Origin of the sequence: Nonomuraea sp. NPDC026600 (genome assembly GCF_040638335.1) — a bacterium.
Lineage (GTDB): Bacteria > Actinomycetota > Actinomycetes > Streptosporangiales > Streptosporangiaceae > Nonomuraea.
Genome location: NZ_JBEZYD010000024.1, coordinates 169,095 through 192,867 on the forward strand (window position 1 = coordinate 169,095; position 23,773 = coordinate 192,867).

At 70.9% G+C, this 23,773-nt stretch carries 29 protein-coding genes; 14 read left to right on the forward strand and 15 right to left on the reverse strand.

What is annotated here, in order from left to right; genetic code table 11:
• Nucleotide 1 precedes the first annotated feature (1 nt).
• The 8 genes from AB0F17_RS41370 to era all read left to right on the forward strand — a co-directional run bounded on the left by AB0F17_RS41370 (nt 2) and on the right by era (nt 5,930).
• Complete coding sequence (locus AB0F17_RS41370; RefSeq protein ID WP_358034846.1) at nt 2-352, forward strand: histidine triad nucleotide-binding protein; 351 nt, start codon at nt 2-4, stop codon at nt 350-352.
• Nucleotides 353-456: 104 nt separating this feature from the next.
• Nucleotides 457-1,485, forward strand: a complete 1,029-nt coding sequence (locus AB0F17_RS41375; RefSeq protein ID WP_358034750.1) for a PhoH family protein — start codon at nt 457-459, stop codon at nt 1,483-1,485.
• The gene (ybeY, locus tag AB0F17_RS41380; RefSeq protein ID WP_214638416.1) at nt 1,482-1,958 is read left to right on the forward strand and encodes an rRNA maturation RNase YbeY; all 477 of its coding nucleotides are present in this window, start codon (nt 1,482-1,484) and stop codon (nt 1,956-1,958) included. Before AB0F17_RS41375 ends, ybeY begins: the two co-directional genes overlap by 4 nt.
• Complete coding sequence (locus tag AB0F17_RS41385; RefSeq protein ID WP_358034753.1) at nt 1,955-3,250, forward strand: hemolysin family protein; 1,296 nt, start codon at nt 1,955-1,957, stop codon at nt 3,248-3,250. Before ybeY ends, AB0F17_RS41385 begins: the two co-directional genes overlap by 4 nt.
• Before the next feature lie 329 nt (nt 3,251-3,579).
• A complete protein-coding gene (locus AB0F17_RS41390) occupies nt 3,580-4,194 on the forward strand; it encodes a hypothetical protein (protein WP_358034756.1) in 615 nt (204 codons plus the stop codon).
• Nucleotides 4,195-4,204: 10 nt separating this feature from the next.
• Nucleotides 4,205-4,525 carry a cytidine deaminase gene (locus AB0F17_RS41395; RefSeq protein WP_358034759.1) on the forward strand — a complete coding sequence of 107 codons (321 nt, stop codon included), beginning with the start codon at nt 4,205-4,207 and terminating at the stop codon, nt 4,523-4,525.
• Nucleotide 4,526: 1 nt separating this feature from the next.
• Nucleotides 4,527-5,003: an NUDIX domain-containing protein gene (locus tag AB0F17_RS41400; protein ID WP_358034762.1), complete on the forward strand. Its 477-nt coding sequence runs from the start codon at nt 4,527-4,529 to the stop codon at nt 5,001-5,003.
• Between the two features lie 18 nt (nt 5,004-5,021).
• Nucleotides 5,022-5,930 carry a GTPase Era gene (gene era, locus AB0F17_RS41405; RefSeq protein ID WP_358034764.1) on the forward strand — a complete coding sequence of 303 codons (909 nt, stop codon included), beginning with the start codon at nt 5,022-5,024 and terminating at the stop codon, nt 5,928-5,930.
• A gap of 11 nt (nt 5,931-5,941) precedes the next feature.
• On the opposite strand, the gene AB0F17_RS41410 is transcribed toward era, so the two are convergent.
• The 8 genes from AB0F17_RS41410 to AB0F17_RS41445 all read right to left on the reverse strand — a co-directional run bounded on the left by AB0F17_RS41410 (nt 5,942) and on the right by AB0F17_RS41445 (nt 11,954).
• Nucleotides 5,942-6,412: a hypothetical protein gene (locus tag AB0F17_RS41410; RefSeq protein ID WP_358034767.1), complete on the reverse strand. Its 471-nt coding sequence runs from the start codon at nt 6,410-6,412 to the stop codon at nt 5,942-5,944.
• A gap of 9 nt (nt 6,413-6,421) precedes the next feature.
• A complete protein-coding gene (locus tag AB0F17_RS41415) occupies nt 6,422-7,393 on the reverse strand; it encodes an urease accessory protein UreD (protein ID WP_358034770.1) in 972 nt (323 codons plus the stop codon).
• Nucleotides 7,394-7,406: 13 nt separating this feature from the next.
• Nucleotides 7,407-8,078 (reverse strand): urease accessory protein UreG, encoded by a 672-nt coding sequence (gene ureG, locus AB0F17_RS41420; RefSeq protein ID WP_358034773.1) that lies wholly within the window; start codon nt 8,076-8,078, stop codon nt 7,407-7,409.
• Nucleotides 8,079-8,091: 13 nt separating this feature from the next.
• On the reverse strand, nt 8,092-8,856 hold the full coding sequence (locus AB0F17_RS41425; RefSeq protein WP_358034776.1) for an urease accessory UreF family protein: 765 nt from the start codon (nt 8,854-8,856) through the stop codon (nt 8,092-8,094).
• A gap of 1 nt (nt 8,857) precedes the next feature.
• Nucleotides 8,858-10,564: an urease subunit alpha gene (locus AB0F17_RS41430; RefSeq protein WP_358034779.1), complete on the reverse strand. Its 1,707-nt coding sequence runs from the start codon at nt 10,562-10,564 to the stop codon at nt 8,858-8,860.
• Complete coding sequence (locus AB0F17_RS41435) at nt 10,557-10,868, reverse strand: urease subunit beta (RefSeq protein WP_358034849.1); 312 nt, start codon at nt 10,866-10,868, stop codon at nt 10,557-10,559. Before AB0F17_RS41435 ends, AB0F17_RS41430 begins: the two co-directional genes overlap by 8 nt.
• Nucleotides 10,869-10,948: 80 nt before the next feature.
• The gene (locus tag AB0F17_RS41440) at nt 10,949-11,251 is read right to left on the reverse strand and encodes an urease subunit gamma (RefSeq protein WP_219527543.1); all 303 of its coding nucleotides are present in this window, start codon (nt 11,249-11,251) and stop codon (nt 10,949-10,951) included.
• A gap of 91 nt (nt 11,252-11,342) precedes the next feature.
• Nucleotides 11,343-11,954 (reverse strand): hypothetical protein, encoded by a 612-nt coding sequence (locus AB0F17_RS41445; protein ID WP_358034782.1) that lies wholly within the window; start codon nt 11,952-11,954, stop codon nt 11,343-11,345.
• Nucleotides 11,955-12,153: 199 nt separating this feature from the next.
• On the opposite strand from AB0F17_RS41445, the gene AB0F17_RS41450 reads away from it, so the two are divergent.
• The 4 genes from AB0F17_RS41450 (at nt 12,154) to AB0F17_RS41465 (ending at nt 16,210) form a co-directional block, all read left to right on the forward strand.
• A complete protein-coding gene (locus tag AB0F17_RS41450) occupies nt 12,154-14,667 on the forward strand; it encodes a serine/threonine-protein kinase (protein ID WP_358034785.1) in 2,514 nt (837 codons plus the stop codon).
• Nucleotides 14,624-14,824 carry a hypothetical protein gene (locus AB0F17_RS41455; RefSeq protein ID WP_358034788.1) on the forward strand — a complete coding sequence of 67 codons (201 nt, stop codon included), beginning with the start codon at nt 14,624-14,626 and terminating at the stop codon, nt 14,822-14,824. Before AB0F17_RS41450 ends, AB0F17_RS41455 begins: the two co-directional genes overlap by 44 nt.
• Before the next feature lie 54 nt (nt 14,825-14,878).
• The gene (locus AB0F17_RS41460) at nt 14,879-15,616 is read left to right on the forward strand and encodes a WD40 repeat domain-containing protein (protein ID WP_358034791.1); all 738 of its coding nucleotides are present in this window, start codon (nt 14,879-14,881) and stop codon (nt 15,614-15,616) included.
• A gap of 120 nt (nt 15,617-15,736) precedes the next feature.
• Entirely contained in the window at nt 15,737-16,210 is a 474-nt protein-coding gene (locus AB0F17_RS41465) for a hypothetical protein (RefSeq protein ID WP_358034795.1), read from the forward strand.
• A 433-nt stretch (nt 16,211-16,643) separates the two neighbouring features.
• Here AB0F17_RS41465 and AB0F17_RS41470 read toward each other — a convergent pair whose 3' ends face one another.
• The 3 genes from AB0F17_RS41470 to AB0F17_RS41480 all read right to left on the reverse strand — a co-directional run bounded on the left by AB0F17_RS41470 (nt 16,644) and on the right by AB0F17_RS41480 (nt 18,311).
• Nucleotides 16,644-16,934, reverse strand: coding sequence for a type II toxin-antitoxin system RelE/ParE family toxin (locus AB0F17_RS41470; RefSeq protein ID WP_358034798.1), 291 nt, complete (start codon nt 16,932-16,934; stop codon nt 16,644-16,646).
• Nucleotides 16,931-17,224: a type II toxin-antitoxin system Phd/YefM family antitoxin gene (locus tag AB0F17_RS41475; RefSeq protein ID WP_358034801.1), complete on the reverse strand. Its 294-nt coding sequence runs from the start codon at nt 17,222-17,224 to the stop codon at nt 16,931-16,933. Before AB0F17_RS41475 ends, AB0F17_RS41470 begins: the two co-directional genes overlap by 4 nt.
• Before the next feature lie 355 nt (nt 17,225-17,579).
• Entirely contained in the window at nt 17,580-18,311 is a 732-nt protein-coding gene (locus AB0F17_RS41480; protein ID WP_358034805.1) for a Mut7-C RNAse domain-containing protein, read from the reverse strand.
• Nucleotides 18,312-18,343: 32 nt separating this feature from the next.
• Here AB0F17_RS41480 and AB0F17_RS41485 point away from each other — a divergent pair, with 32 nt between their 5' ends.
• Nucleotides 18,344-19,243 (forward strand): TAXI family TRAP transporter solute-binding subunit, encoded by a 900-nt coding sequence (locus AB0F17_RS41485; RefSeq protein ID WP_358034808.1) that lies wholly within the window; start codon nt 18,344-18,346, stop codon nt 19,241-19,243.
• Here the strand turns inward: AB0F17_RS41485 and AB0F17_RS41490 are convergent.
• The 4 genes from AB0F17_RS41490 to AB0F17_RS41505 form a co-directional block, all read right to left on the reverse strand.
• Nucleotides 19,222-20,559: a HAMP domain-containing sensor histidine kinase gene (locus AB0F17_RS41490; protein ID WP_358034811.1), complete on the reverse strand. Its 1,338-nt coding sequence runs from the start codon at nt 20,557-20,559 to the stop codon at nt 19,222-19,224. The genes AB0F17_RS41485 and AB0F17_RS41490 overlap by 22 nt on opposite strands.
• Complete coding sequence (locus AB0F17_RS41495; RefSeq protein WP_214638399.1) at nt 20,556-21,221, reverse strand: response regulator transcription factor; 666 nt, start codon at nt 21,219-21,221, stop codon at nt 20,556-20,558. Before AB0F17_RS41495 ends, AB0F17_RS41490 begins: the two co-directional genes overlap by 4 nt.
• 9 nt (nt 21,222-21,230) lie before the next feature.
• Complete coding sequence (locus AB0F17_RS41500; RefSeq protein WP_358034815.1) at nt 21,231-22,553, reverse strand: MFS transporter; 1,323 nt, start codon at nt 22,551-22,553, stop codon at nt 21,231-21,233.
• A 136-nt stretch (nt 22,554-22,689) separates the two neighbouring features.
• Nucleotides 22,690-22,935: a DUF2630 family protein gene (locus tag AB0F17_RS41505; protein WP_358034818.1), complete on the reverse strand. Its 246-nt coding sequence runs from the start codon at nt 22,933-22,935 to the stop codon at nt 22,690-22,692.
• A 38-nt stretch (nt 22,936-22,973) separates the two neighbouring features.
• Here AB0F17_RS41505 and ddaH point away from each other — a divergent pair, with 38 nt between their 5' ends.
• Nucleotides 22,974-23,717 carry a dimethylargininase gene (gene ddaH / locus AB0F17_RS41510; RefSeq protein ID WP_358034821.1) on the forward strand — a complete coding sequence of 248 codons (744 nt, stop codon included), beginning with the start codon at nt 22,974-22,976 and terminating at the stop codon, nt 23,715-23,717.
• Nucleotides 23,718-23,773: the final 56 nt, after the last annotated feature.

Sequence of the window (23,773 nt, forward strand, 5' to 3'; positions counted from 1 at the left end):
GCTGCCTGTGACCGACTGCCTCTTCTGCAAGATCGTGGCCAAGGAGATTCCGGCCGAGATCGTCCTTGAGAACGACAGGGCGCTGGCGTTCCGCGACATCAACCCGCAGGCTCCCACGCACGTGCTGGTCGTCCCGAAGGAGCACCACGCCGACGCGGCCGCCCTGGCCGGGGCCGACGACGGCCTGGCCGACGACGTGCTCAAGGCCGCGCACGCCGTGGCCGTGCAGGAGGGCGTGGCCGAGGGTGGCTACCGGGTGGTCTTCAACACCGGGCCGGGGGCCGGGCAGACGGTCTTCCACGTGCACGCCCACGTCCTCGGCGGGCGTCATTTGACGTGGCCGCCCGGCTGATCTGCCGCGGTGATATTGACGCGAGCAATCGGCCTGGTCCCGGCTACGATGGGCGGAGAAGTACATCCGAACAGACCGGGAGGCATCAGGCCGCTGGCCTGCCCATGTCCGAACTACATGAATCCCGAAGAACGGCACCTCCCTCGCGCACTCAAGCCAAGGTGCTGATACCGGACGAATACCCAATGGTCAGCCTCCTGGGCTCCCGTGACGAGCTGCTGCGCGTCATCGAGGGTGCGTTCAGGGCCGACATCCACGTGCGTGGCAACGAGATCACCGTCACCGGCAGCCCCGACGAGAGCGGCACCGTGGTGCGCCTCTTCGAGGAGCTGGTGGAGGTGCTGCGCAACGGCGGCGAGCTGACCCCCGACGCGGTCGAGCGGAGCATCGCCATGCTGCGCATGACCTCGGACCGCCCGGCCGAGGTGTTGTCGCTCGACATCGTGTCCTCACGCGGCCGGACGATCCGCCCCAAGACCGTCAACCAGAAGCGCTACGTCGACGCCATCGACCGGCACACGGTCGTGTTCGGCATCGGCCCCGCGGGCACCGGCAAGACCTACCTCGCGATGGCCAAGGCCGTCCGGGCGCTGCAGGAGAAGCGGGTCAACCGCATCATCCTGACGCGGCCCGCCGTCGAGGCGGGGGAGCGGCTCGGCTTCCTGCCCGGCACGCTCTACGAGAAGATCGACCCCTACCTGAGACCCCTGTACGACGCGCTGCACGACATGCTCGACCCCGAGTCGATCCCGAAGCTGATGGCGGCGGGCACGATCGAGGTGGCACCACTGGCGTACATGCGCGGTCGCACCCTCAATGACGCCTTCATCATCCTCGACGAGGCTCAAAACTCCTCGGCCGAGCAGATGAAGATGTTCCTGACCAGGCTCGGCTTCAATTCCAAGATCGTGGTGACCGGTGACGTCACGCAGGTCGACCTGCCCTCGGGCACGGTCAGCGGCCTGCGGGTGGTCCAGGAGATCCTCGACGGCATCAACGACATCCACTTCTCCCGGCTGACCAGCGCCGACGTGGTACGCCACAAGCTGGTGAGCGAGATCGTCGACGCCTACGGCCGCTACGACGCGCTTCAGGAGCCGAACCAGATCCAGCACCGGGGGAAGCGCCGATGAGCATCGAGATCAACAACGAGTCGGGCGCGGAGGTCGGCGAGCAGAATCTCGTCGAGCTGGCCACCCACGTGCTCGGCGAGATGGGCATCAACCCGCTCGCCGAGCTGTCGATCGTGGTGGTCGACGAACGCACCATGGCGGAGCTGCACGAGAAGTGGATGGGCGAGCCGGGCCCGACCGACGTGCTCGCCTTCCCCATGGACGAGCTGCGACCGGGCGGCGGGGCCCGCGGCGACGCCGACACCGCCACCGACCCGGCGCTGCTCGGCGACGTGGTGCTCTGCCCGCCGGTGGCCGTCCGGCAGGCGGAGGAAGCCGGCCACAGCGCTCAGGACGAGCTGGAGCTGCTGTGCACGCACGGCATCCTCCACCTGCTCGGCTACGACCATGCCGAGCCTGAGGAGCACAAGGAGATGTTCGGCCTCCAGGCCCGGCTCCTCGAGTCGTGGCGGGAGGTGCGCAGCCCGCGGTGAACGCCTGGTTGCCTCTGGCCATCGCCCTCGTGGTGATCGGTGGCCTGATCGCCAGTGCGGAAACGGCACTGACGCGCATCTCCAGGGTGCGTGCGGAGGAGTTCGTGCGCGAGGGGCGCCGCGGCGCCCTGCGGCTGCGGGCCATCGTCAACGACCCGCCGCGCTATCTCAACCTGCTGCTCCTGCTCCGGCTGAGCTGCGAGCTGATCGCCACGGTGATCGCGACGCTGCTGTTCATCGACCTCATGCACGACCAGGGCTGGGCGTACGTGTGCGCGGCCGCCGTCATGATCGTGGTCAGCTACGTGATCGTCGGCGTCTCACCGCGCACCCTGGGCCGCCAGCACGCCGAGCCGATCGCGCTGGCCGGCGCTCCCATCGTCTACGGCCTGACCAGGATCTTCGGCCCGCTGCCCAAGCTGCTCATCCTGCTCGGCAACGCGCTGACCCCCGGCAAGGGGTTCCGCGACGGCCCGTTCACCTCCGAGGCGGAGCTGCGCGACCTGGTCGACCTGGCCGAGGAACGGCGGATGATCGAGCCCGACGAGCGCGAGATGATCCACTCGGTCTTCGAGCTGGGTGACACGCTCGTACGTGAGGTCATGGTGCCCCGCACCGACATGGTCTTCATCGAGCGGGGCAAGACGCTCAGCCAGGCGCTGTCGCTGGCGCTGCGCAGCGGCTTCTCCCGCATCCCCGTCGTGGGCGAGAACGAGGACGACGTCATCGGCATCGCCTATCTCAAGGACGTCACCCGCAGGGTGCACGAGTCGGGCGAGGACGGCGGCGAGGAGAAGGTCGAGTCGATCATGCGCTCGGCCACCTACGTCCCCGAGAGCAAGCCGATCGACCAGCTCCTGCGCGAGATGCAGGCCAGGCACATCCATCTGGCCATCGTCATCGACGAGTACGGCGGGACGGCCGGCCTGGTCACGATCGAGGACGTCCTCGAGGAGATCGTGGGCGAGATCGCCGACGAATACGACCGCGAGGCGCCCCGCGTCGAGGAGATGCCCGACGGCGGGGTCAGGGTCACGGCCCGGATGCCGGTCGACGAGCTCGCCGAGCTGTTCCACACCGAGATCGAGGTGGACGACGTCGAGACCGTGGGAGGCCTGCTCGCCCACGCGCTCGGGCGGGTGCCGATCGCGGGCTCCGAGGCGGAGGTGGCCGGGCTCCGGCTGACCGCCGAGAGCCTCGCGGGGCGTCGCAACCGGATCAGCACCGTGGTCGTCCGCCGGGTCGTCCCGCAGGCGGGTGACGTGGTGCCCGCCGCCGCCGAGCACGACTGACAGAGCACTGACCGTTTTGCGATGGATGTGGCAAGTGTTCTACAAGTCTGTTGCAAGCGGCCTGCGCCAGTCTTAATCCCGACACCCGGTGCGGTGGGTGTCACTGGGGAAGCATCCGAACGCCGGGTTGGGGTTCGCGGCGTGAGGATGCCCCCTGGGGGGACGACAACGTCTTGGTCAGCTAGCCGATCGTGACGTTGCTCGGCGTAAAGGGGGTTCTCGTCTAGGCGAGAACCCCCTTTCTGCGTTTGGGGCTTTGTTGGTAACTCTGGTGGATTGCCGTTTTCGTCGCCCGGGGACATCGCGGTCCGGGGGGAATCATGGAACGCGTGATCGTTGTCCTGGCCATCGTGTGCGGGCTTCTTGCCGGCTGCGGCGGACCGGTCGAGAGTTACGTCGATGCCCAGGCCACGGCCCGGCTGCGTGAGGTGCTCAACAAGGACCCGCGGCTGCCCGACGGCTTCTCGGCCCGGTCGGAGGAGCCGTGGCGGGTGCCGTTCACCTCGGCGGACCGCAACTGCCAGGCCATACTCGATCCGGCGGCGGGGCGGGCGCCCGCGCGGGCGCTGACCGCGCAGGCGGCGGCCAGCTTCGAGGGGGACGAACTGGGCGAGGTGGCCGGGGTGGGCCTGGCGCGCTACGCGGGCTCGGAGGCCGCGGGGCACATCGACGACCTGGCCGACGCGCTGGAGGCGTGCCGGTCCGTGCGGTCGGGCGGCGGTACCCGGCTGCGGCTGACGATGCTGCCGGTCGAGGACGTGGGTGACGAGGCCGTGGGCGCCGAGCTGCGCGGGCGGCTGAACGGCTACCCGTACGCGCTGGACGTGATGCTCGCCCGCTCCGGCGACACGCTGGTGTCCGTCGTGCACACGGGCATCGCCAAGGTGGACACGGAGCGTACGCGGCAGGTGCTCAGCGCCGTCGTCGGCATGGCCAGCGCCTAACCTGGAGCACGTGACTCTCGATCCAGAAGACAGCAAGATCATTACACTCGCGCGGGCGGCCAGGGCGCGCAACGGGTCCGCGGAAGGCGCCGCCGTACGCGACGAGACCGGACGCACCTACTCGGCCACGAACGTCGCGCTCTCCTCGCTCACGCTCTCCGCGGTGCAGGTGGCGGTCGCCACGGCCATCTCGAGCGGCGCGCAGTCGCTGGAGGCCGTCGCGCTGGTCACGGCGGGCGACGGGCCGAGCGCCGCGGACGAGGCGGTGGCCGCCGAACTGGGCGTCAAGGCGCTGCTGGTGGCCGGGCCCGACGGCACGTTGCGGGGCTGACGTGGCGATCTCGCCCCATCTGGCCGGGGTACGCGCGAAGGTCGGAACCGACCTGCTGATGCTTCCGTCGGTCAGCGGCTTCGTGTTCGACTCCGCGGGCAGGGCGCTCATGGCGCGGCACGGTGAAATAGGCCTCTGGGCCGCGCCCGGCGGCGGCGTCGACCCCGACGAACGCCCCGAGGCAGCCCTGGTCAGAGAGCTCCAGGAAGAACTCACCATCGATGTCGCCGTACGCGGCCTGATCGGCGTGTACGGCGGGCCCGAGTTCCGCACCGTCTACCCCAACGGGCATCAGTGCGCGTACGTCATCGCCGTGTACGGCTGCGTGATCGAGTCGGGCACGCCCACCCCCGACGGTGACGAGATCACCGACGCCCGATGGGTGAGCGAGCCGGAGATCGCCGGCCTGACCACGACCGCCTGGATGCCGCTGGTGGTGCCCGAGGCGTTTGCCTGGTGGCGTCACCAGGGGGTTTGATAGGCCACAATGCACTATGTGACTTCGCCAGACAGCCATCGCGCCGGATTCGCCTGCTTCGTGGGGAGGCCGAACGTCGGCAAGTCCACGCTCATGAACGCCCTGGTCGGTACCAAAGTGGCGATCACCTCCTCCAAGCCGCAGACGACCCGGCGCGTCATCCGGGGCATCGTGCACCGGCCCGAGGCCCAGATCGTCATCGTCGACACGCCGGGCCTGCACCGCCCCCGCACGCTGCTCGGCGAGCGGCTCGACAGCCTCGTGCTGTCCACGCTGACCGAGGTCGACGTGATCGGCTTCTGCGTCCCCGCGAACGAGCCCATCGGCAAGGGCGACCGTTTCATCGCCGACAAGCTCGCGGCCGTGAAGAAGACCCCGGTCGTCGCCGTGCTCACCAAGTGCGACCTGGCCTCCAGGGAACAGATCGCCCAGCAGCTCCTGGCGCTGTCGCAGGTGGCGGAGTTCGCGGCGATCGTCCCGGTGTCGGCGCAGTCGGGCGACCAGCTCGACGTGCTGGCCGAGGTGCTGACCGAATACCTGCCGGAGTCGCCGCCCCTGTACCCGGGCGGGCAGCTCACCGACGAACCCGAGCAGGTGCTGGTCGGGGAGCTGATCCGAGAGGCGGTGCTGGAGGGGGTACGCGACGAGCTGCCGCACTCGATCGCGGTGGTGGTCGACGAGATGATGCCGCGCGAAGGGCGGGACGATCTGCTCGACATCTACGCCCACATGTTCGTCGAACGGCCGTCGCAGAAGGCGATCGTGATCGGGCACAAGGGTGAGCGGCTGCGGGACGTGGGGACGCGGGCGCGCAAGCAGATCGAGGCGCTGCTGGGCACGCGGGTCTATCTCGATCTGCGGATCAGCGTGGCCAAGGATTGGCAGCGCGACCCCAAGCAGCTGCGCCGCCTGGGCTTCTACGACTGACGGCGGGGCTTCTATGCGCGGCGGCCGCGTACGAGCGACAGGACGGCGAGGGCGATCACGGCCAGCGCGCAGGCCAGGGCGGCGAACCAGCCGTAGCGGATCCCCGGCTCGATCGACAGGAACCCGAGATCGACGGAGACCCCGCTGCCGACCCCGGGCGGATCGACGACGAACATCAACAGCCAGACCGTCGCCAGCGCCCCCGGAACGACGGCCAGCGCGGCCACCCGCGGCCGGGCGAACAGACCCGCCACCCCGCAGACCAGCGTGACGAGCCCGGCGACGAGCGTGTAGACGCCGAGGCTGTCGTCGATGCCCCGGACGTCGTTGGACACGCCCCCGAGGGCACCGATCCTGGCCTCGATCCCCGTCCACGGCAGGAACGCGCAGAACACCAGCAGCGCTCCGGCGACCGCGACGACGAACGCGTAGCCACGCCGCGCCTTGGGCTTGACGGGGCTCTGCGGGAGATGGTCGGCCACACGATCACCTTAGGACGGGCGCGCGGCTCCTGCCAGGTCACCGAAGGCCACACCCTCACCCCACTCCAGACGCCGCCGCAACTCGACGGCGTCGGCGCCCAGCGCGGACACCAACACCCCGGGCCCGGCCAGCGGCAACACGGCGACACCGTCCGCGACCACGGCCCCTGCGGCGGTCCGCGACACGGCGGCACCGTCCGCGACCACGGCCCTTGAAGCGGCGAGTCCCTGTGTGGCCGGTTCTGGAGTGGGGTTGGGTGTCGCGGTTTTCGGGGTGATGAGGGTGGTGCCGATGCAGCGGGCGTCGCCGTAGACCGCCGGGGAGGCGTCCAGGGCCGGGTCGCCGACCGTGTACTCCTGCCTGAGCAGGGGGCGGCCGTCGTAGGTGGCGTCGAAGCGGGCGTGGCAGCGGCCCGGCGCCTCGCCGTACCGGCCGAAGACGATCTCCTCGCGCCAGAACACGTGCGCGCCCGCCGCCAGCGTCAGGCGTACCACCAGGCGGTGGAAGCATCCGGCGGCGAGCACCGTTGGCTGGGGCGCGAAGCGGAGTGAGGCCCCCGCCCCGACGCGTGCGGTGATCACCATGACGGACTCGCCGTCGCCGGGCAGCACCAGCGTGCTCGCCACCGAGCCGACCTCGAGGCTGGTGCCGGGGGCTATGTCGAGGTCGAGTTCGAGCCGGTCGCCGCCGAGCGGGCCGGCCGCCGTGGAGACCAGGTGCACGATCCGCGGCCCGGTCTGCCGCAACGTCAGGGGCGGCGCCGAACTGAGACGGCTGACGACGGTTCGACCACCGGCCAGGGAGGTCCCGACAGCCGCCCGAGCGGCCATCGCCCGCCGCCCGACAACGGCACCGGCCGCGACGGCACTTACTACGACGGAACCGGCGGCACCCACCGCGGCGGGGTCTGCCGACGTGCCTGCCTGGGCGCCTGACGTGGTCTCTGCCGCGGTGTTCGGCAGGGGGGCGCTGCTGGTCATGGGGCGGGGTGGGTCATGCCGCTGGGACGGGCTCGTGGGGCCAGGAATGGGCCTGTTCCGAGACCCAGGCCGCCACGGCCGACGCCGAGGGGTCCTGCCTGATCGACGTGAACAGGACCGGCTTGTCCCCGCGGACCGCCGCCGCGTCACGGGCCATCACGTCCAGGTCGGCGTCCACCAGCGGCGCCAGGTCCGTTTTGTTGATCACCAGCAGGTCGGCCGAGGTCACCCCCGGGCCGCCCTTGCGGGGCACCTTGTCGCCACCTGACACGTCGAGAACGAAGATCTGCCTGTCGGCCAGGCCACGGCTGAACGTCGCCGTCAGGTTGTCCCCGCCACTCTCCACGATCACCAGGTCGAGCGGGCCGAACCTGTCCTCCAAGGTCTCCACGGCGTCGAGGTTCGCGGCGATGTCGTCGCGGATGGCGGTGTGGGGGCAGCAGCCGGTCTCGACGGCCAGGATGCGTTCCTGGTCGAGCACGCCGGCCCGGCGCAGGAAGTCGGCGTCCTCGGTGGTGTAGATGTCGTTGGTGACCACGCCCAGGCGCAAGGAGCCGCCGAGCGTCCGGCACAGGGCCGCGACCAGGGCCGTCTTGCCGCTGCCCACCGGCCCGCCCACCCCGAGGCGGAGCGCTCTGCCGTGGTGGTCCGGGGCGTGGTGGTGGTCGTCGTGATTGGCGCCCATGGCGTTGTCCTTCCTAGGAGACGAACAGTCTGACCTTGGCGCCCGCATGCCGCTCGGCCAACAGGTCCAGCGCGGGGGCGGACCTCGCGGGCAGCTCGGCCCATAGCCGGTCGGCGAGGGGGATGCCCGATGTCCCAGGGGATTCGGTGGCCCGGGCTGGCATATTGGCTGTGGCCGCTGTGGCCGCTGTGGCCGCTGTGGCCGCTGTGGCCGCTGTGGTGGCTGTGGTGGCGAGGTCTGGGGCCAGATCGGCCAGCAGGCCGTGGACCGCTACCGGGTCCAGACCGAGCAGCCGGACCGCCGCCGTGGCCGGACCGGTGATCGCGTGGTAGGCCGCCGCCAGGGCGGCGTCCTCGGGTGACGCTCCCGCCGCGTGTGCCGCCGCGCCGAGCGCGATGGGGTGATGGGGATTCGGTACGGCCTGCGCCAGGCCGTCGAGCGCAGGCGACGGCCACAGGCGGCGGGCCACCCGCAGAAGCAGCCTGCCCTGGGTCCTGGAGGCGTCCCGCTGGGCGGGGGAGGCGGTCCTGGCGTCGGCCTCCGCATCCAGCGGATCCCACAAGGTGGCAGGGGAGCCGGTGGCGCTCAAAGCGCAGGCTGCGGCGGCGAGGGCGGCGGCGACGTGCCCGGACGTGTGCAGTCGGCCCCTCAGGAAGGCGGCAAGGGAGGCCAGGTCGTGGACCGCCCCTGTGGCGATCGCCTGTTCGGTGCCGCCCGAGTGGGCGTGGCCGCCGGCCGGGAGACGGGAGTCGGTGAGGAGCAGGAGCGCGGGGTTCATCTCAGAAAAGGAAGTAGCGCTGGGTCATCGGGAGCGTTTCGACGGGTGCGGGCTCGATCAGGTCGCCGTCCACGCGGACCTCGAACGTGTCCGGGGCCACCTCGATCCGGGGGAGCGCGTCGTTGAGCGGCATCGTGTCCTTGCCACGCCCCCGTACGTCCGCCACGGGGACGAGGCGGCGGCGGACCGCGAGGCGGTCGGCGAGGCCGGCGTCGAGAGCGAGTGGTGAGACGAAGTGCAGCGAGGTGGCGGCGGCCGTGACGGGGGCGGCGCCGAACATCGGGCGCGGCAGCACCGGCTGCGGCGTGGGGATGGAGGCGTTCGCGTCGCCCATCTGGGCCCAGGCCACCACGCCGCCCTTGAGCACGAGGGTGGGCTTGACGCCGAAGAACGCCGGGTCCCAGAGGACGAGGTCGGCGAGCTTGCCGCGTTCGACGGAGCCGAGCTCGGCGTCGAGGCCGTGGGCGACGGCCGGGCAGATCGTATATTTCGCGACGTAGCGGCGGGCGCGGAGGTTGTCCGCGGGGCCGGTCAGGGCGCCACGGCGGCGCTTCATGACGTGCGCCGTCTGCCAGGTACGGATGATCGTCTCGCCGACCCGGCCCATCGCCTGCGAGTCCGAGCCGATCATCGAGATCGCCCCCAGATCGTGCAGGACGTCTTCGGCGGCCATCGTGGTGGGCCTGATGCGGGACTCGGCGAAGGCCAGGTCCTCGGGGATCGACGGGTTCAGGTGGTGGCAGACCATCAGCATGTCGAGGTGCTCGTCGAGGGTGTTGATGGTGTGGGGCCTGGTGGGGTTCGTGGAGGAGGGCAGGACGTTGGCGAAGGACGCCATCCTGATGATGTCGGGCGCGTGCCCGCCTCCCGCCCCTTCTGTGTGGTAGGCGTGGATCGTCCGATCGCCGATGGCGGCCAGCGTCGACTCGACGAACCCGGCCTCGTTGAGGGTGTCGGTGTGGATCGTCACCTGTACGCCGTTCGCGTCGGCCACGGTCAGGCAGGCGTCGATCGCCGACGGCGTGGTGCCCCAGTCCTCGTGCAGCTTGAACCCCGAGGCGCCCGCCTCGAGCTGTTCGAGCAGGCCCTCGGCGCTCACCGTGTTGCCCTTGCCGAGCAGGGCGAAGTTGAGCGGGTAGGAGTCGAGCGACTCCAGCATCCGGGACAGGTACCAGGTGCCGGTGACCGTGGTGGCCTTGGTGCCCTCGACCGGTCCGGTGCCGCCGCCGACGATCGTGGTGACACCCGCGCCGATCGCCTCGTCGAGGATCTGCGGGCAGATGAGGTGTACGTGGGAGTCGACGGCGCCCGCGGTGAGGATCTTGCCGTTGCCGCTCAGGATCTCGGTGGACGGGCCGATGACGATGTCGACGCCGTCCATGGTGTCGGGGTTGCCGGCCTTGCCGATGGCGGAGATCCGGCCGCCGGTGACGCCGATGTCGGCCTTGACCACGCCCCAGTGGTCGAGGATCACCGCGCCCGTGATGACCAGGTCCGGCGCGCCCTCGGCCCGGGTCGTCCTGGCCTGTCCCATCGACTCGCGGATCACCTTGCCGCCGCCGAACACCGCCTCGTCCCCGGCTCCGGCCGGGCCCACGGACAGGTCCTCGGTGACCTCGATGAACAGGTCGGTGTCGGCCAGCCTGATGCGGTCGCCCGTGGTGGGGCCGTACAGGGCGGCGTAGCGCGTACGGGAGATGTCAGCCATCGAGGGGGCCCGCCCATTCCGGTCGCAGGCCGGGCACCACGCGGCGCCCGGCGATCGGCACCAGGGTCACGTCGCGCTCGACCCCCGGCTCGAACCTGATCGCGGTGCCCGCGGGCACATCGAGCCGCATCCCCCAGGCGGCGTCACGATCGAAGGCCAGCCCGGGGTTGGCGGCGGCGAAGTGGTAGTGCGACCCGACCTGTACCGGCCGGTCGGCGATGTTGACCACCCGGACCGTCACCCGCGGCCGCCCCGGATTCAACGGGATGTCATCGGCGGGATGCAGGTATTCGCCCGGAATCACGGGATCGGCCTGCATGCGGCCACCGGTCTCGGCCGGGATCACCGGCCCGTCCTGCGCGCGGCCACCGGCCGCGTCCGCGGTCACGGGATCGGCCTGTGTACGGTGACCAGCTTGGTGCCGTCGGGGAAGGTCGCCTCGATCTGTACGGAGTCCAGCATCTCGGGCACCCCCTCCATGACGTCGTCCCGGCCGAGCACCGAGCGTCCCGCCTCCATCAGATCGGCCACGGTCCGCCCGTCCCTGGCCCCCTCCATCAGGAACGACGCGATGATCGCGGTGGCCTCGGGGTGGTTGAGCCGCAGGCCCCTGGCCTGACGCTGCCGGGCCACCCCGGCGGCGACATGGATGAGCAGGCGCTCCTGCTCGTGTGGGGTTAGCCGCATGGCCGGACTTTAGGAACCGGCCGTTTCCACGATGTTGCGGGAGAATGTCGAGTTGGTTTCTGGTGGTTCCTGCTCCCGCACGCAGGTCGCGCTATCCCACCAGGGGAAGCGCCTGTGACCGGCCCAGATCGTCCCCCAGCGCCTCGAAGACCGTCAGCGCCGCCCCCGCCAGCTCTCCGGCCCGCTCCGCCGCGCCCTCCGCCTGGTTCACCCGGGCGAGGGCCAGCAGGGCGTACGCGTCGAGCAGCCGGTCGCCGAGCCGTATGGCGATGCCTCTGGCCGTCTCGGCGGCCGTCCTGGCGTCGGGGACCGCGCGCTGCGCCAGCCGTACCGAGGAGAGGTCCAGGAGCGTGTCGGCCCGCCGGTAGCGGTCGCCGAGTGTCGCGAGGTGGCCGGCGGCGGTCTGGAGGCGTTCCGCGGCCTCGTCGAGGCGGCCCGCGCGGTGCAGGACCGCGCCCAGCACGCGGAGCACGTCGGCGGCGTCGCGATCGTTCTCCGCCGCCTTGAGGCAGCTGAGCAGGGCGCGCTCGGCCTCGAACGCGGCCGGCTGCCCGAGGCCCTCACGCGGCCACAGCAGGTGGCGCAGCCGTCCCACGGTGAGCGGGCGGCGCGCGTTGAGCACGAACATCGCCAGCAGGTCGCGGTGCTTGGGCGCGGTCGGGGTGCGGTCGCCGTCGCCGTCGCGCACCTCGAGCGGACCCATGATGCGAAGCGCCTCCTCGTACGCGCCCCGCTCCACCAGCGATCTGAAGCGGTCGACGTCGAGCTGCTCCTCGCCGATGGCCAGCGTGTACGTGCCTCGTCCTCGCCGAGCACGCCCACGGACACGCGGGTAATTCCACGCGGCCTTCCTACGCCTTGGGGCAATATCTCTGGCAATATCGACAAGAATTACATACCTGATGACTCCGCTTACTCCCTCTGACCCGCACCGGTTGGGCCGTTACTGGCTCGCGGGGCGGCTGGGCGCCGGTGGCCAGGGCGTCGTCTACGAGGCGTACGGCGAGGCGGGGGAGCGCGTCGCCGTCAAGGTGCCCAGGGTCGACGATCCCGAGTCGCGGGCCAGGCTGGCCAAGGAGGCGGCGGCGGCCGAGCGGGTGGCCTCGTTCTGCACGGCCAGAGTCATCGAGGTGGCCGAGCCGTACATCGTCAGCGAGTTCGTGCCCGGCCCCAACCTGGGGCAGGTGATCGCCGAGCACGGGCCCTACGAGGGTGACACGCTGCGGCGCCTGGCGATCGGTGTGGCGACCGCGCTGACGGCCATCCACCAGGCCGGCGTCGTGCACCGCGACCTCAAGCCCGACAACATCATCCTCGGGCCCGACGGTCCCCGGGTGATCGACTTCGGCGTGGCGCCCGAGGCCGGGCCGACGACCACCGGCCCGGTCATGGGCACGCCCAACTACATGGCGCCGGAGGTCCTGACCGGGCGGGGCGCGACGGCCGCGGCGGATCTGTGGGCGTGGGGGCTGGTGGTGCTGTTCGCCGCCCGGGGTGCGGACGCGATCGCGGTACGCGACCCGGTCGCGGTGGTCGCCGACGTGATGGACTTCCGCCCCGGTACCGGCGACCTCGCCGGCCTGGCCGACCCGCTCGGGCCGCTGGTGTCCGCCGTGCTCGTACGGGAGGCCGCCGACCGGCCCACGGCCCGCGACATCCTCCTGAGCCTGCTGGGCGAAACCGACGAAACCGACGAAACCGGCGGCGACCCGCTGTCTCGCGGCGGCTCGCTCGCCAGCCCGCTCAGGAGCACTGCCGAGCCCGACCTGGGCGCCGTCGCGGAGGAGCGGTACGGCGAGCTCTCCGGGGCCGAACAGGCGGCCGTGCCCGAGATCCTCCTGCGCATGCTCGACGGCGACGGCTCGCTCCGGCCGGTCACCCGCGACGAACTGCCCGAGACCGAGGCCGTCGACGCGCTGCTCACCTTCTTCGGCGCGGCGGGCCTCGTGAGGCGGACCGGCGACACGTACGAGCTGACCAAGCCCGCCCTGGTCCAGGCGTGGCCCCGCCTGCGCGCCTGGGTGGCCGACAATCGCGACGGTCTGCCCGTACACCGGCGGCTGGTGGAGGCGGCCCGGCTCTGGGACGGCCACGGCAGGAAACCCGGAGACCTGCTGCACGGCTCCAGCCTCGACCGGACGCTCCACTGGGCGGCCACCGAGCGCAAGGACCTCACGCTGGCCAGGAAGGAACGCGAGTTCCTCGACGCCGCGGCCGGCCAGGCCAGGCGGCAGTCCAGGCGGCGCGGGCTGCTCGCGGCGGCGCTGGCCGTCCTGCTGGTGGCGGCCCTGGGTGGCCTGGGGACGGCCGAGTACTTGCGCAGGAAGTCGGGCAGGCAGCGTGACGACGCACTGGCCAGGTCGCTCACGTTGCAGGCCGCCGACCTGCGGGAGAGCGACCCGCGACTGGCGAGGCTGCTGACCGTCGCGGGTTGGCGGCTGAGCCCTGACCTCGCCGAGACGCGCGGCGCGTTGTACGAGTCGCTGTCCAGGCCGGCGAGCGACGTCTTCACCGACCCCTACGCCAGTCCGAGCAGTGTCTACGGCCTGAACGACACCGGACGCACGCTGGCGGCGGTCCAGGAGGGCCGGGTGCGGCTCTGGGACGTACGCACGCACGGCCTGCTCCGCGAGTTCTCCGGCGTGGGCACGGTCGTGAGCCAGGTCGCGCTCGGTCCCGACGGGCGGACGCTCGCCGTGCTGGAGGACAAGGGCGTGCGCCTTTGGGACGTGATGGCGGGCACGGCGATCGGCGGCATGTTCGGCGGTGGGTTCGTGATGCCCGCGGCACAGGGGATGCTGGCCTTCGACCGTACCGGTCGCACCCTGCTGGTGCCCGAGGGCACCGGCGGCGCCGAGCGCGCCTGGGACGTGGCCACCCGCAAGCGGCTGACCGCCGGATCGGGGGCGGGGCTCGACGCGGTGGACCCGGCGCGCGGCGTCGGCGTCGTGTCCACCGGGCACGGCAAGGTCGAGCTCTGGAACCTGCGCACCGGCAAACGGCTACCCGCGCCCCGGCTCCCCGCCAAGGCGGACGTCACGAGCGTGAGCCTCAGCGACGACGGGCGTGCGCTCACGGTCAGCGAGAATCCGCTGCCGCCGGGCGAGCCGCGGATGCGCGCCTGGACCCGTCCCAGGCGGAGACCTGATCGGAGGACGCTACGGGGGAGACGACAGGTATGCAGCCTTCGGCTTCGGCGACCGCTACGTCGCGGGCTGGACCCTTCTGGGAGAGCTCGTGGTGTGGCGGCGCCTCGGATGGCAGGTCGTCCTGGAGCGCGACCTGCCGGGGGACATCTTCGGCGTCCACTTCGACGAGGCCGACCGCGTGCTGCGCTACCAGTCGGACAACGGCGTGATCGACACTGTGGACGTGTCCATGCTGTTCGACCAGCCGCTGACCAAGGGAACCCCTGAGGGGGAGGCACTGCTGGGGCCGGGAGGGCGCACGGTGGCCATCACGGGGCCCGGGGAGACCCGGCTGTGGGACGTGGCGACCAGGAGCCCGCTCGGGCCGCCCGTCGACGTCATCGGCCGCGACCCCGCGCTAGCCTTCAGCCGGGACGGCGGGTGACTGGCCGTCGGCGACGAGTCGGGCACCCGGATCGTGGCCCCGCGCACTGGCCGCGTGCTCGACAAACTGAAGGTCGCGGGCGTGGACGACGTGGCCTTCAGCCCTGACGGCCGTACGCTGGCCGTCTCCCCCCAGAGGCCCGACGGCACCGGCGCCCCTCTCGAGCTGTGGGACCTGGCGAAGGGCACCCCCACCCGAGCTGCCGTGCCCGGCCCCGGCGCGCTCGACTTCCGCTCTGACGGCAGGCTGTTGCTGGCCGGCGTGGCGCCCCAGCCCATCGACCCGGCGACCGGTGCCCGGTTGCCGATCTCCGAGGGGCTCGGCCGGTTGAACGGCACCCACGCCTTCAGCCCTGACGGCAGGCTCGTCGCCTTCTCCGGGCCCGACCGGATGACGTTGTGGGACGCGGACCTGAAGGCGCCCGTCGCCGCGTTCCCCGCCGCGCCGGGCAGCGCGATCGAGGAGATCGCCTGGTCGCCTGACGGCCGCACCATCGCCACGTACGAGGACGGCGACCGGGTCAGGCTCTGGGACGTGCCCAGCAGACTGTCTCTCGGCCTGGTCTTCGACGGGCAGAAGAAGATCCCACTGGGCAACGGGTCAGTGGCCTTCAGCGCCGACGGCCGCACGCTCTACAGCGCCATGCCCGACGGCGTGGTGCGGACGTTCCCGCTGGACGACGGCAAAGTGGCGGCCGCCGTCTGCCGCCGCGCCGGCCGGTCGCTGACCGAGCGGGAGTGGCAGCGCTACCTGCCGGAATCCGACAGGTTCGACCCCTGCGTCAGCCGGTAGCCCACTGTTAAGGGTCCGGGGGTGTTGTCGTCACCGTTGCCGTCAGAGGACTGGACCAATCTGCAGGCGTGCCTTGCGTCTCCTCTATCGCCAGCCAACATCCGAGCTACTGTGGATGTCATGCCTGAGGCCTACGAGGTCGTGCCCTTCAGCGAACTACTCCACCACCCGGCCGCGACCACGCGGAGGCTCGACGCCGTCCGGGCGCTGCGGCTGCGGCGGCGCGACGCCGGGGACCTCGCTCTGATGCGGGTCGAGCAGATGGAGCGGGATGCCACGGTCGTGGACTTCACCTCGCGCCTGCTCGCCGGGCTGGTCCGCACCGAGAACATCGAGGCTCTGCGCCAGGCCCTGCCTGAGGCTCTGCCGTGGAGCACCTTCCTGCCCGCCGAGGATGTGGACACGCTCCTAGCCGAGCTGGTGGACACGGCACGCGGCGCGGTGGCCCTGGACAACCTCGCTCCGATCGCGCTCCTGCTGACCCAGTGGCGGCACAGCGCGGAGATCTACGCGGACCCCGCCCTGCTGGCGATCCTCACCCGCGAACCGGAAGGCGACCTCGGCCCCGTCCCCATGCCCCAGGTGAGCGAGTGAGCCCCCAGCGCGGGGACCGAGCCGCGCTACCTCCGATCGGCGACGAGTACGACATCCGCTTAGCCAACACCGAAGCCCCCGACGGCTGGGAACACCTCTCCCGCCACGCTGCCGGCAACCTGCGCCGAGGCGGGCCCACTACCAACGACATGAGCGAGGGACCTTTTCACATCCACCCGTTCCGCAAACCTGCGATGCGGCCTTCGGCTTCCAGTGCTCACCCAAGTCCGGGCCGCGGGACCGGAATTGTGTACCAGCACCGGCGTGCTACCTGCCAGCACATGGTAGGTGTGCGGCAGAACCGATTTCGAGCGGTTTACGGGTCGTGCTGCATGGCTTCTACCTGGCCTCCATTCGGAGTGTAGCGGTTCGGTAGCGGCCTTTGACGGCAACGGTGACGGCAACCCAGGCGAGGCTCACCGCCTATCAGCGGTCATCGAGGGCGGTAGACGTCAGCGCGGTGGTCGATGCGAACGACATGGACCACGTCGGCCTTCTCATCGATCCGGTAGACCACGCGGTAGGGACCACGGCGCGCGGAGTGGTAGCCCTCAAGTTCACGCGCGAGAGGTTTGCCGACCCGGTGCGGGTTCTCCAGCAACGGGCCGGTGAGGAACTCAGTCACGGCAGCTGCCACCTCGAACGGCAGACCCTTGGGTGGACCCTCCACCAGGGCGCGGCGTGCCGACGGAGCCAGCGACAGCGTGTAGGCGTCGTCGCTCACCTGCCAGCTCCCTCCGCACGCGCCCGTTCGGCCATCAGGCGCCTCAGCTCCTGCGCACCGATCGCCTCACCACGGGCGATCTCGGCTTCAGCCTCTCGGATCTCCTGGAGCGCCTCAGGAGTCGATAGGAGGTCCAGCGTCTCCTCAAGCGCCTCCAGATCAGACACCGACATGATCACCGCCTCCGGCCGGCCATTACGAGTGATCACCACCCGCTCATGGGTGTCCCGAACCTCATCCAGCACCGCAGACAGCCTGGCCTTCGCGTCAGCCAACGGAATCGTCGTCATGACCTGAATTATAGTCAACAGAGCTCCGAAGGGTGCGGCTGGCTGAAACCTTCTCTACAAGTATCAAGACAGTCGCCATGTCCTGGAGTGACACCGCTACGGCGGGAAAATGTTCGCGGTCGCTACCCCGCCTTACTTTGCTGGACAGGCCAGCTGATCTTCTGCCCTGATCGTTGGCGCTGCGGGTGAACGGCTTGAGATGCTGCACGCGCGGTCGTTCGCAGGAGCAGCCGACCTCCATCACGATCACCGTCGGCAGCCCGAGGGCGCGAAGCCCGAGCCACTCAGGGCGGCACGCTGAGCGTGGCCGACTGGCGGCGGTACCTGCCCGAGATAGAGCAGTTCGACCCCTGCGTCACCCCGTAGCCGCCCACTGCCGCGCCGACCGGACGATCTCCTCCAGGTGGCCGCTGTGGGCGCCGTGCCAGTAGACGTGGCCGCAGTCCCCGCATCGGCCGTAGGCGTCGTAGCCGTGCCGGGTGCCCGCCTCCAGCAGTGGCAGCACCTCGCGCTTCGGCACCGGGGCCAGTTCGCCGTTGCAGGCCGTGCATCGTGTCCACGGGCGCAGTGGCGGTGCGAACCGTTCGAGCAGGTCGCGTAGCTGGTCCTGGGGGCGTGAGCCGCGGACGTAGGCGCCCAGCCACAGCGCGCGGCGGCGCAGCAGGCCGCGGTCCTGGGTCAGCAGCACCCGGCGCTCCTCGTTCGCCTGTACCACCAGGGCCGGATCGTCCATGTCGTTGTGGTAGGCCGCGTCGAGGCCGAGCAGCCGCAGCCGCCGCGACAGGGTGCCCAGGTGCACGTCCAGCAGGAAGCGCGGCTCGCGCGGCAGCGGCTGCGGCCTGGGCACCGGCCGTACTTCGATGACGTCGCCCGCGGTGGGCTGGTAGGAGGGGCCGACGCCGCGCCCGGCGACGGTCATCGGCCCGACCTCGGTCAGCGGGATGCCGGCCGACTCCACGTGGTGTCCCAGAGTCGAGCTGCCGCCGATGGCGATCCGCTGGCGCTCACGGCGCCGGCTCACGGGCAGGAACATCATTAGCTCTGCGGAGATTCGAAGGTGTGCGTCCCGTTCGGTCACATTGTCCATTCTGCGTGATTCGATAACGTGAACCTGTGCCGATGTCCCGCCGTGTCTTTCTCGCGCTCGCCGCGATGGGCGCTGCCGGGTGCTCGACCGGCGGTATGGGGCTGCCCCCGCTGCGGCTGGCGACCGGGCTGTCGGGCGGGCCGTACGAGATCCTGGGCGACAGGTTCGCGGCCGAGCTGCGGCGCGACGGGTTCACGGTCGAGGTGTTCAAGACGGCGGCCAGCGTCCAGAACCTGACCATGCTGGCCGAGGGCCGGGCCGACGTCGGGTTCTCGCTCGCCGACAGCGCCGACGACGCCGTGCGGGTGCGCCACCAGCCTGTCGCCGCGCTGGCCAGGATGTACATGAACTATGTCCACCTGGTGGTCCGCACCGACTCCGACATCTCCGCCGCCAAGCACCTGACCCGGCGAAAGGTCTCCATCGGTGCCGAGGGCTCGGGCACCGCCGTGACCGCCGTGCGGGTGCTCGACGCGGCCGGGGTACGGGATCACGTCGTCTTCAGGCTGGGCCTGGACGCGTCGATCAGGGCGCTCGACGAGGGCGGGATCGACGCGTTCTTCTGGTCGGGCGGCGTCCCCACCCCCGCGCTCGCCTCGCTCAGCGGCATCAGGGTCGTCCCGCTGGAGCCGCTGGTGCCGGTGCTGCGCCGTACGTACGGCCCGGTCTATGAGCACGCCGCCATCCCGGCGGGCGTGTACGGCAGCGTGAGACCGGTCCCGACCGTCGGCACGCCCAGCTATCTGGTCTGCCGCCAGGCCCTGTCCGATGACGTCGCCTATACGGTCACCGAGACGCTCTTCAGCGCCCGCGACCGCCTCCAGGCCCCCTCGGCGCCGGGCGGCCGTCTCGACAAGCGTTACGCCATCGGCACCGGCGTCGTCCCCCTGCACCCCGGCGCCGCCCGCTATTACAAGTCCGTGTACGGCTGAGCCAGCCGCAACTCCACGACCAGCCCATGGGGTACGGCGGCCAGCAGGCTCAACGTGGCCCCGCACGACCTGGCCAGCTCGGTGGCGATGGCCAGGCCCAGCCCACTGCCCGGCACGTTGGCGTGCGCGCCCGACCGCCAGAACCGGCCCAGCGCGTCGGCCCGTTCCTCCTCGCCCAGCCCCGGCCCGTCGTCGGCGACCCGCAGCACGCCGTCGGAGAGCGTGACCGTCACCGTGCCGCCCGCGGGCACGAACTTCTGCGCGTTGTCGAGCGCGATGTCCGCCACCCTGGCCGCCGCCTCCGGCACCAGCGACATCTCCGGCACCTCCACCCGCAGGGTGAGATCCTTGGCCGGATAGACCTCCCGCCACACCGCCAGCCGGGGCCGCAGCTCGATCTCCTTCGTCTCGCTGCCCACACCCGCCTCCACCCTGGCCAGCGCCAGCAGGTCCTCCACCAGCAGCGCCAGCCGGTCGAGCTCGCCCATGGCCTCCTCGAACTCGGTGCTGCCGTCCGCGCGCAGGTGCGGCTCCAGGTTCTCCAGCCGCAGCCCGAGCACGGTCAGCGGGGTACGCAGCTCGTGCGAGGCGTCGGCCACGAACGCCCGCTGCCGCTCCATCGCGCCCGACACCGCGTCGGCCATCGCGTTGAACCGCTCCTCCAGCCGCTGCAGCTCCGAGGGCCCCGAGCCCGGATGGGCCCGCGCGTCGAGGTGACCCTCCGCGATGGCCCGGGTGGTGCGGTCGAGCTCGGTCACCGGGCGCAGGATCCAGCGGGCCAACTGCCTGGCCGCCAGCACCGAGTAGCCCAAGGCGATCAGCGCGCCCAGCGCCAGCGCGCCCCAGACGAGCGAGACGTCCAGCCGCGACTGGTCGGTGCGGGCCTGGAGCAGCACCACGCCGGACAACTGCGCGTCCCTGCCCGCCGGCTCGGCCAGCAGCACCGTCGAGGGGCCGAACGGGCTGATCGTGGGCAGGTCCTCGGTCGTCCGGCCGCCCAGGGCCAGCCGGGTCTCCTCCTGGTCGTCGCCGTCGAAGTGGCCGGCCGTGACCAGGATCGTGCCGTCCCTGTCGCGTACGCGGATGGCCGCGCCGTACAGGTCGGCGTAGCGGACGACCTCGGCCGTCAGCGCCGTACGGTCGCCGTCGCGCGCGGCCTGGTCGGCCAGTTCGGCGAAACGGGTGGCGTCGGCGCGGCGGTCGAGCAGCAGACGGTTCGTGCGGTGCGAGGCGTAGGCGAAGCCGAGCGGCACCGCCAGCGCCGCGATGAGGAACACGATCAGCGTGGTGAACGTGACCACCAAGCGGGAGTTCACGCCGTGGACCCCAGGCGGTAGCCGGTGCCGCGCAGCGTCTCGACCAGGTGCGGGCGGCCGGTCTTCGACCGCAGCCCGGCCACGTGCACGTCGAGGGAGCGGGAGGCCGACAGCAGCGGGTCACCCCAGACCTCGTCCAGGATCTCCTCGCGGCTGCGCACCACGCCCGGCTCACGGGCCAGCAGGGCGAGCACGTCGAACTCGCGCCTGGTCAGCGTCACGTGCTCACCCGACACGGTGACCTGCCTGGACTCCAGGTCGATGCGCACGTCGCCGACGCTCACCACGTTGTCGCGGGTCGGCATCGGCCGGGTGCCCCTGCGCATCACGGCCTCCATGCGCGCCATCAGCTCGACCGTGCGGAACGGCTTGACCAGATAGTCGTCGGCCCCGGACCGCAGGCCGCGGAGCACCTCGCGCTCCTCCGTACGGGCGGTCACCACGATGACCGGTACGGCCGACACCCGGCGCAGGCGGCGCAGCACCTCGAGCCCGTCCATGTCGGGCAGGCCCAGATCCAGCAGGACGAAGTCGACGCCCCCCGCCAGGCGGAGGGCGTCGACTGCCAGCCCCGCGCGCACGACCTGGTGGCCGTGGCGCGCGAGGGCCGTGGTGAGCGCGGAGGCGAGCCGATCGTCGTCTTCGACCAGAAGAACTCGCATCAGGCCAGATTAGGCCCGGACGGGGACCGACTCCGCCGCTCCCTCCCGCTCCGCGCGGGTGAGCGCCGCGTCGCGCGTCTCGCGCATGGTCAGGTAGACCACGAGCGACACGGCCGCGCAACCGGAGACGTACCAGTAGAAGCCGGACTCGATGCCGGCCGACTTGAACCACAGGGCGACGTACTCCGCCGTGCCGCCGAACAGGGCGTTCGCGATGGCGTACGGCAGGGCCACGCCGAGCGCCCGGATGTGCGTCGGGAACAGCTCCGCCTTGACCACCGCGTTGATCGAGGTGTAGCCGGTGATGATGATCAGGCCGATGAGCGACAGGACGAACGCGCCGGTGAAGCCGGAGACGGTGGACAGCCCGGTCATGAGCGGCACGGTGCCGAGCATCGACCCGATGCCGAACGTGATCAGCAGCGGCCTGCGGCCGATCCTGTCGGAGAGCCCGCCGGCGAGCGGCTGAATGCACATGAAGATGAACAGCGCGGAGAAGCTGACCAGCGCCGCGGTCTCCTTCGGCAGGTGCGCCGTGTTGACCAGGTACTTGGTGAGGTAGGTCGTGTAGGTGTAGTACGCGACCGTGCCGCCCATGGTCAGGGCGATGACCAGCATCGCTTCCTTCTTGTGCTCGAGCAGCGCCTTGATGGTGCCGCGCTCGCTCTTGCCGACCTTCTCGTCCTGCTCCTCCTCGTCGTACGCCTCGGTCTCCAGGAGGTTGCGCCGCAGGTAGAACACGACCGCCGCGCCCAGGGCGCCGACGACGAACGGGATGCGCCAGCCGTAGGAGTTGAGCGCCTCCTTGGTCATCGTGTTCTGCAGGATGATCTGCAGGCCCAGGCCGACGAGCTGGCCCGCGGTCATCGAGACGTACTGGAAGCTGGAGGCGAAGCCGCGCTTGCCCGCCGGAGTGGCCTCCGTCAGGTACGTGGCGCTGGCCGCGTACTCACCACCTACGGAGATGCCTTGCAGGAGGCGGGCGATCAGCAGGACCACGGCGCCGAAGTAGCCGACCGACGCGTACGTCGGGGCGATGGCGATCAGCAGGGCGCTCAGCGACATCAGCGTGACCGTCATGGTCAGCGCGGCCTTGCGGCCCTTGGTGTCGGCGTATCTGCCGAGCAGCCAGCCGCCGATCGGGCGCATGAAGAAGCCCACGGCGAAGATGCCCGCGGTGTTGAGCAACTGGGCGGTGCTGTTGCCCTCAGGGAAGAAGGAGGCAGCGAAGTAGACGGCGAAACTGCTGTAGACGAACCAGTCGTACCATTCGACCAGATTGCCGATAGAGCCGCCGATTACTGCTTTCCACGGCACGCGGGGTTTGCTCACGGTTTACCTCCTGGGGGGAGTGGGTGCAGGCCAGAGCCTCTCCGCAGAAGGTTGTTCGGACAAGGGGAGACGGGCTAGATCTAACGTCCGCTTAACATCAGGGAAACTCGGGCGTGAGATCCGGCCCTTTTCCCGGTCACTGCCGGTAGTTCTCCACCTCGCCGGCCGGGCGGGCCGCGGCGCCGTCCGGGTTCTCGCCGGCGTCCCTCCTCGCCCTGCGCTGCCTGAGCAGGTCCCAGCATTGGTCGAGAGCCACCTCCAGCTCCCTGACCCGGGCGTGTTCCTCGTCCGAGCTGACCTCGCCCGCCGACAGCCTGCTCCGCAGCTCGTGCTCTTCGGTGACCAGATCACTGATCCTGGTGAGAATCTCGTTATCCCGCATGTCCAAGACTTTAGTGACTACGTGATAGAACACGCCCTATGCCTGGTATCGCGCTGGTAAGAAAGCCCGGACCCCGGATCTCCGAGGGCATCGTCACGCACCTGGAGCGCGAACCGGTCGACCACCAACAGGCCCTGGAACAGCACGAACGCTACGTCGCCGCGCTGGAGGGGGCCGGCTGGGAGGCACGTCACGTGGAGCCGGCCGACGACCTGCCCGACGGGCCCTTCGTCGAGGACATGGTCGTGGTCTCCGACCGGCTGGCCGTACTGACCAGGCCGGGGGCGAAGGAGCGGCGGCCCGAGGTGGTCTCCGTGGCGGCCCTCGTACGGGAGCTCGGGATCAAGTCCGTCAGGATCGCGCAGCCCGGCACGCTCGACGGCGGCGACGTCCTGCAGGTCGGCAGGACCGTGTACGTCGGCAGGTCGGGCAGGACCAACGACGAGGGGATCACCCAGCTCAGCGCGTTGCTGCCGGAGCGGCATGTGGTGCCCGTCGACCTGAACGGCGTGCTGCACCTGAAATCGGCCGTCACGGCGCTGCCCGACGGCACGCTCATCGGCGACCCCGCCCGCGTGGACCTGCCGGGACTCCTGGTGCCCGCCGAGGAGTCGGGGGCGCACGTGGTGCTGCTGGGCGGCGACCGCGTGCTGATGGCCGCCTCCGCGCCCCGAACCTGCGCGATGCTCCAGGAACGCGGGCTGAACGTGACGCTGGTGGACATCTCAGAGTTCGAGAAACTGGAGGGCTGCGTCACCTGCCTGTCGGTTCTCATCATCTGAGATCGGGGACGGTTTACGGCGAGACCTCTGGTAACGTGCAAGACATGCTGCGTGGC

What these genes read in the sequence shown, in the direction of transcription:
- ybeY (WP_214638416.1), top strand. Translation starts at nt 1,482, where the DNA reads ATGAGCATCGAGATCAACAACGAGTCGGGCGCGGAGGTCGGCGAGCAG.
- AB0F17_RS41475 (WP_358034801.1), bottom strand. Translation starts at nt 17,224, where the DNA reads ATGACGACGATTCCGTTGGCTGACGCGAAGGCCAGGCTGTCTGCGGTG.
- AB0F17_RS41440 (WP_219527543.1), bottom strand. Translation starts at nt 11,251, where the DNA reads ATGCGGCTAACCCCACACGAGCAGGAGCGCCTGCTCATCCATGTCGCC.
- AB0F17_RS41465 (WP_358034795.1), top strand. Translation starts at nt 15,737, where the DNA reads ATGCCTGAGGCCTACGAGGTCGTGCCCTTCAGCGAACTACTCCACCAC.
- AB0F17_RS41430 (WP_358034779.1), bottom strand. Translation starts at nt 10,564, where the DNA reads ATGGCTGACATCTCCCGTACGCGCTACGCCGCCCTGTACGGCCCCACC.
- ddaH (WP_358034821.1), top strand. Translation starts at nt 22,974, where the DNA reads ATGCCTGGTATCGCGCTGGTAAGAAAGCCCGGACCCCGGATCTCCGAG.
- AB0F17_RS41485 (WP_358034808.1), top strand. Translation starts at nt 18,344, where the DNA reads ATGTCCCGCCGTGTCTTTCTCGCGCTCGCCGCGATGGGCGCTGCCGGG.
- AB0F17_RS41505 (WP_358034818.1), bottom strand. Translation starts at nt 22,935, where the DNA reads ATGCGGGATAACGAGATTCTCACCAGGATCAGTGATCTGGTCACCGAA.
- AB0F17_RS41375 (WP_358034750.1), top strand. Translation starts at nt 457, where the DNA reads ATGTCCGAACTACATGAATCCCGAAGAACGGCACCTCCCTCGCGCACT.
- AB0F17_RS41415 (WP_358034770.1), bottom strand. Translation starts at nt 7,393, where the DNA reads ATGACCAGCAGCGCCCCCCTGCCGAACACCGCGGCAGAGACCACGTCA.
- AB0F17_RS41450 (WP_358034785.1), top strand. Translation starts at nt 12,154, where the DNA reads ATGACTCCGCTTACTCCCTCTGACCCGCACCGGTTGGGCCGTTACTGG.
- AB0F17_RS41445 (WP_358034782.1), bottom strand. Translation starts at nt 11,954, where the DNA reads ATGGGTCCGCTCGAGGTGCGCGACGGCGACGGCGACCGCACCCCGACC.
- AB0F17_RS41495 (WP_214638399.1), bottom strand. Translation starts at nt 21,221, where the DNA reads ATGCGAGTTCTTCTGGTCGAAGACGACGATCGGCTCGCCTCCGCGCTC.
- ureG (WP_358034773.1), bottom strand. Translation starts at nt 8,078, where the DNA reads ATGGGCGCCAATCACGACGACCACCACCACGCCCCGGACCACCACGGC.
- AB0F17_RS41480 (WP_358034805.1), bottom strand. Translation starts at nt 18,311, where the DNA reads ATGGACAATGTGACCGAACGGGACGCACACCTTCGAATCTCCGCAGAG.
- AB0F17_RS41425 (WP_358034776.1), bottom strand. Translation starts at nt 8,856, where the DNA reads ATGAACCCCGCGCTCCTGCTCCTCACCGACTCCCGTCTCCCGGCCGGC.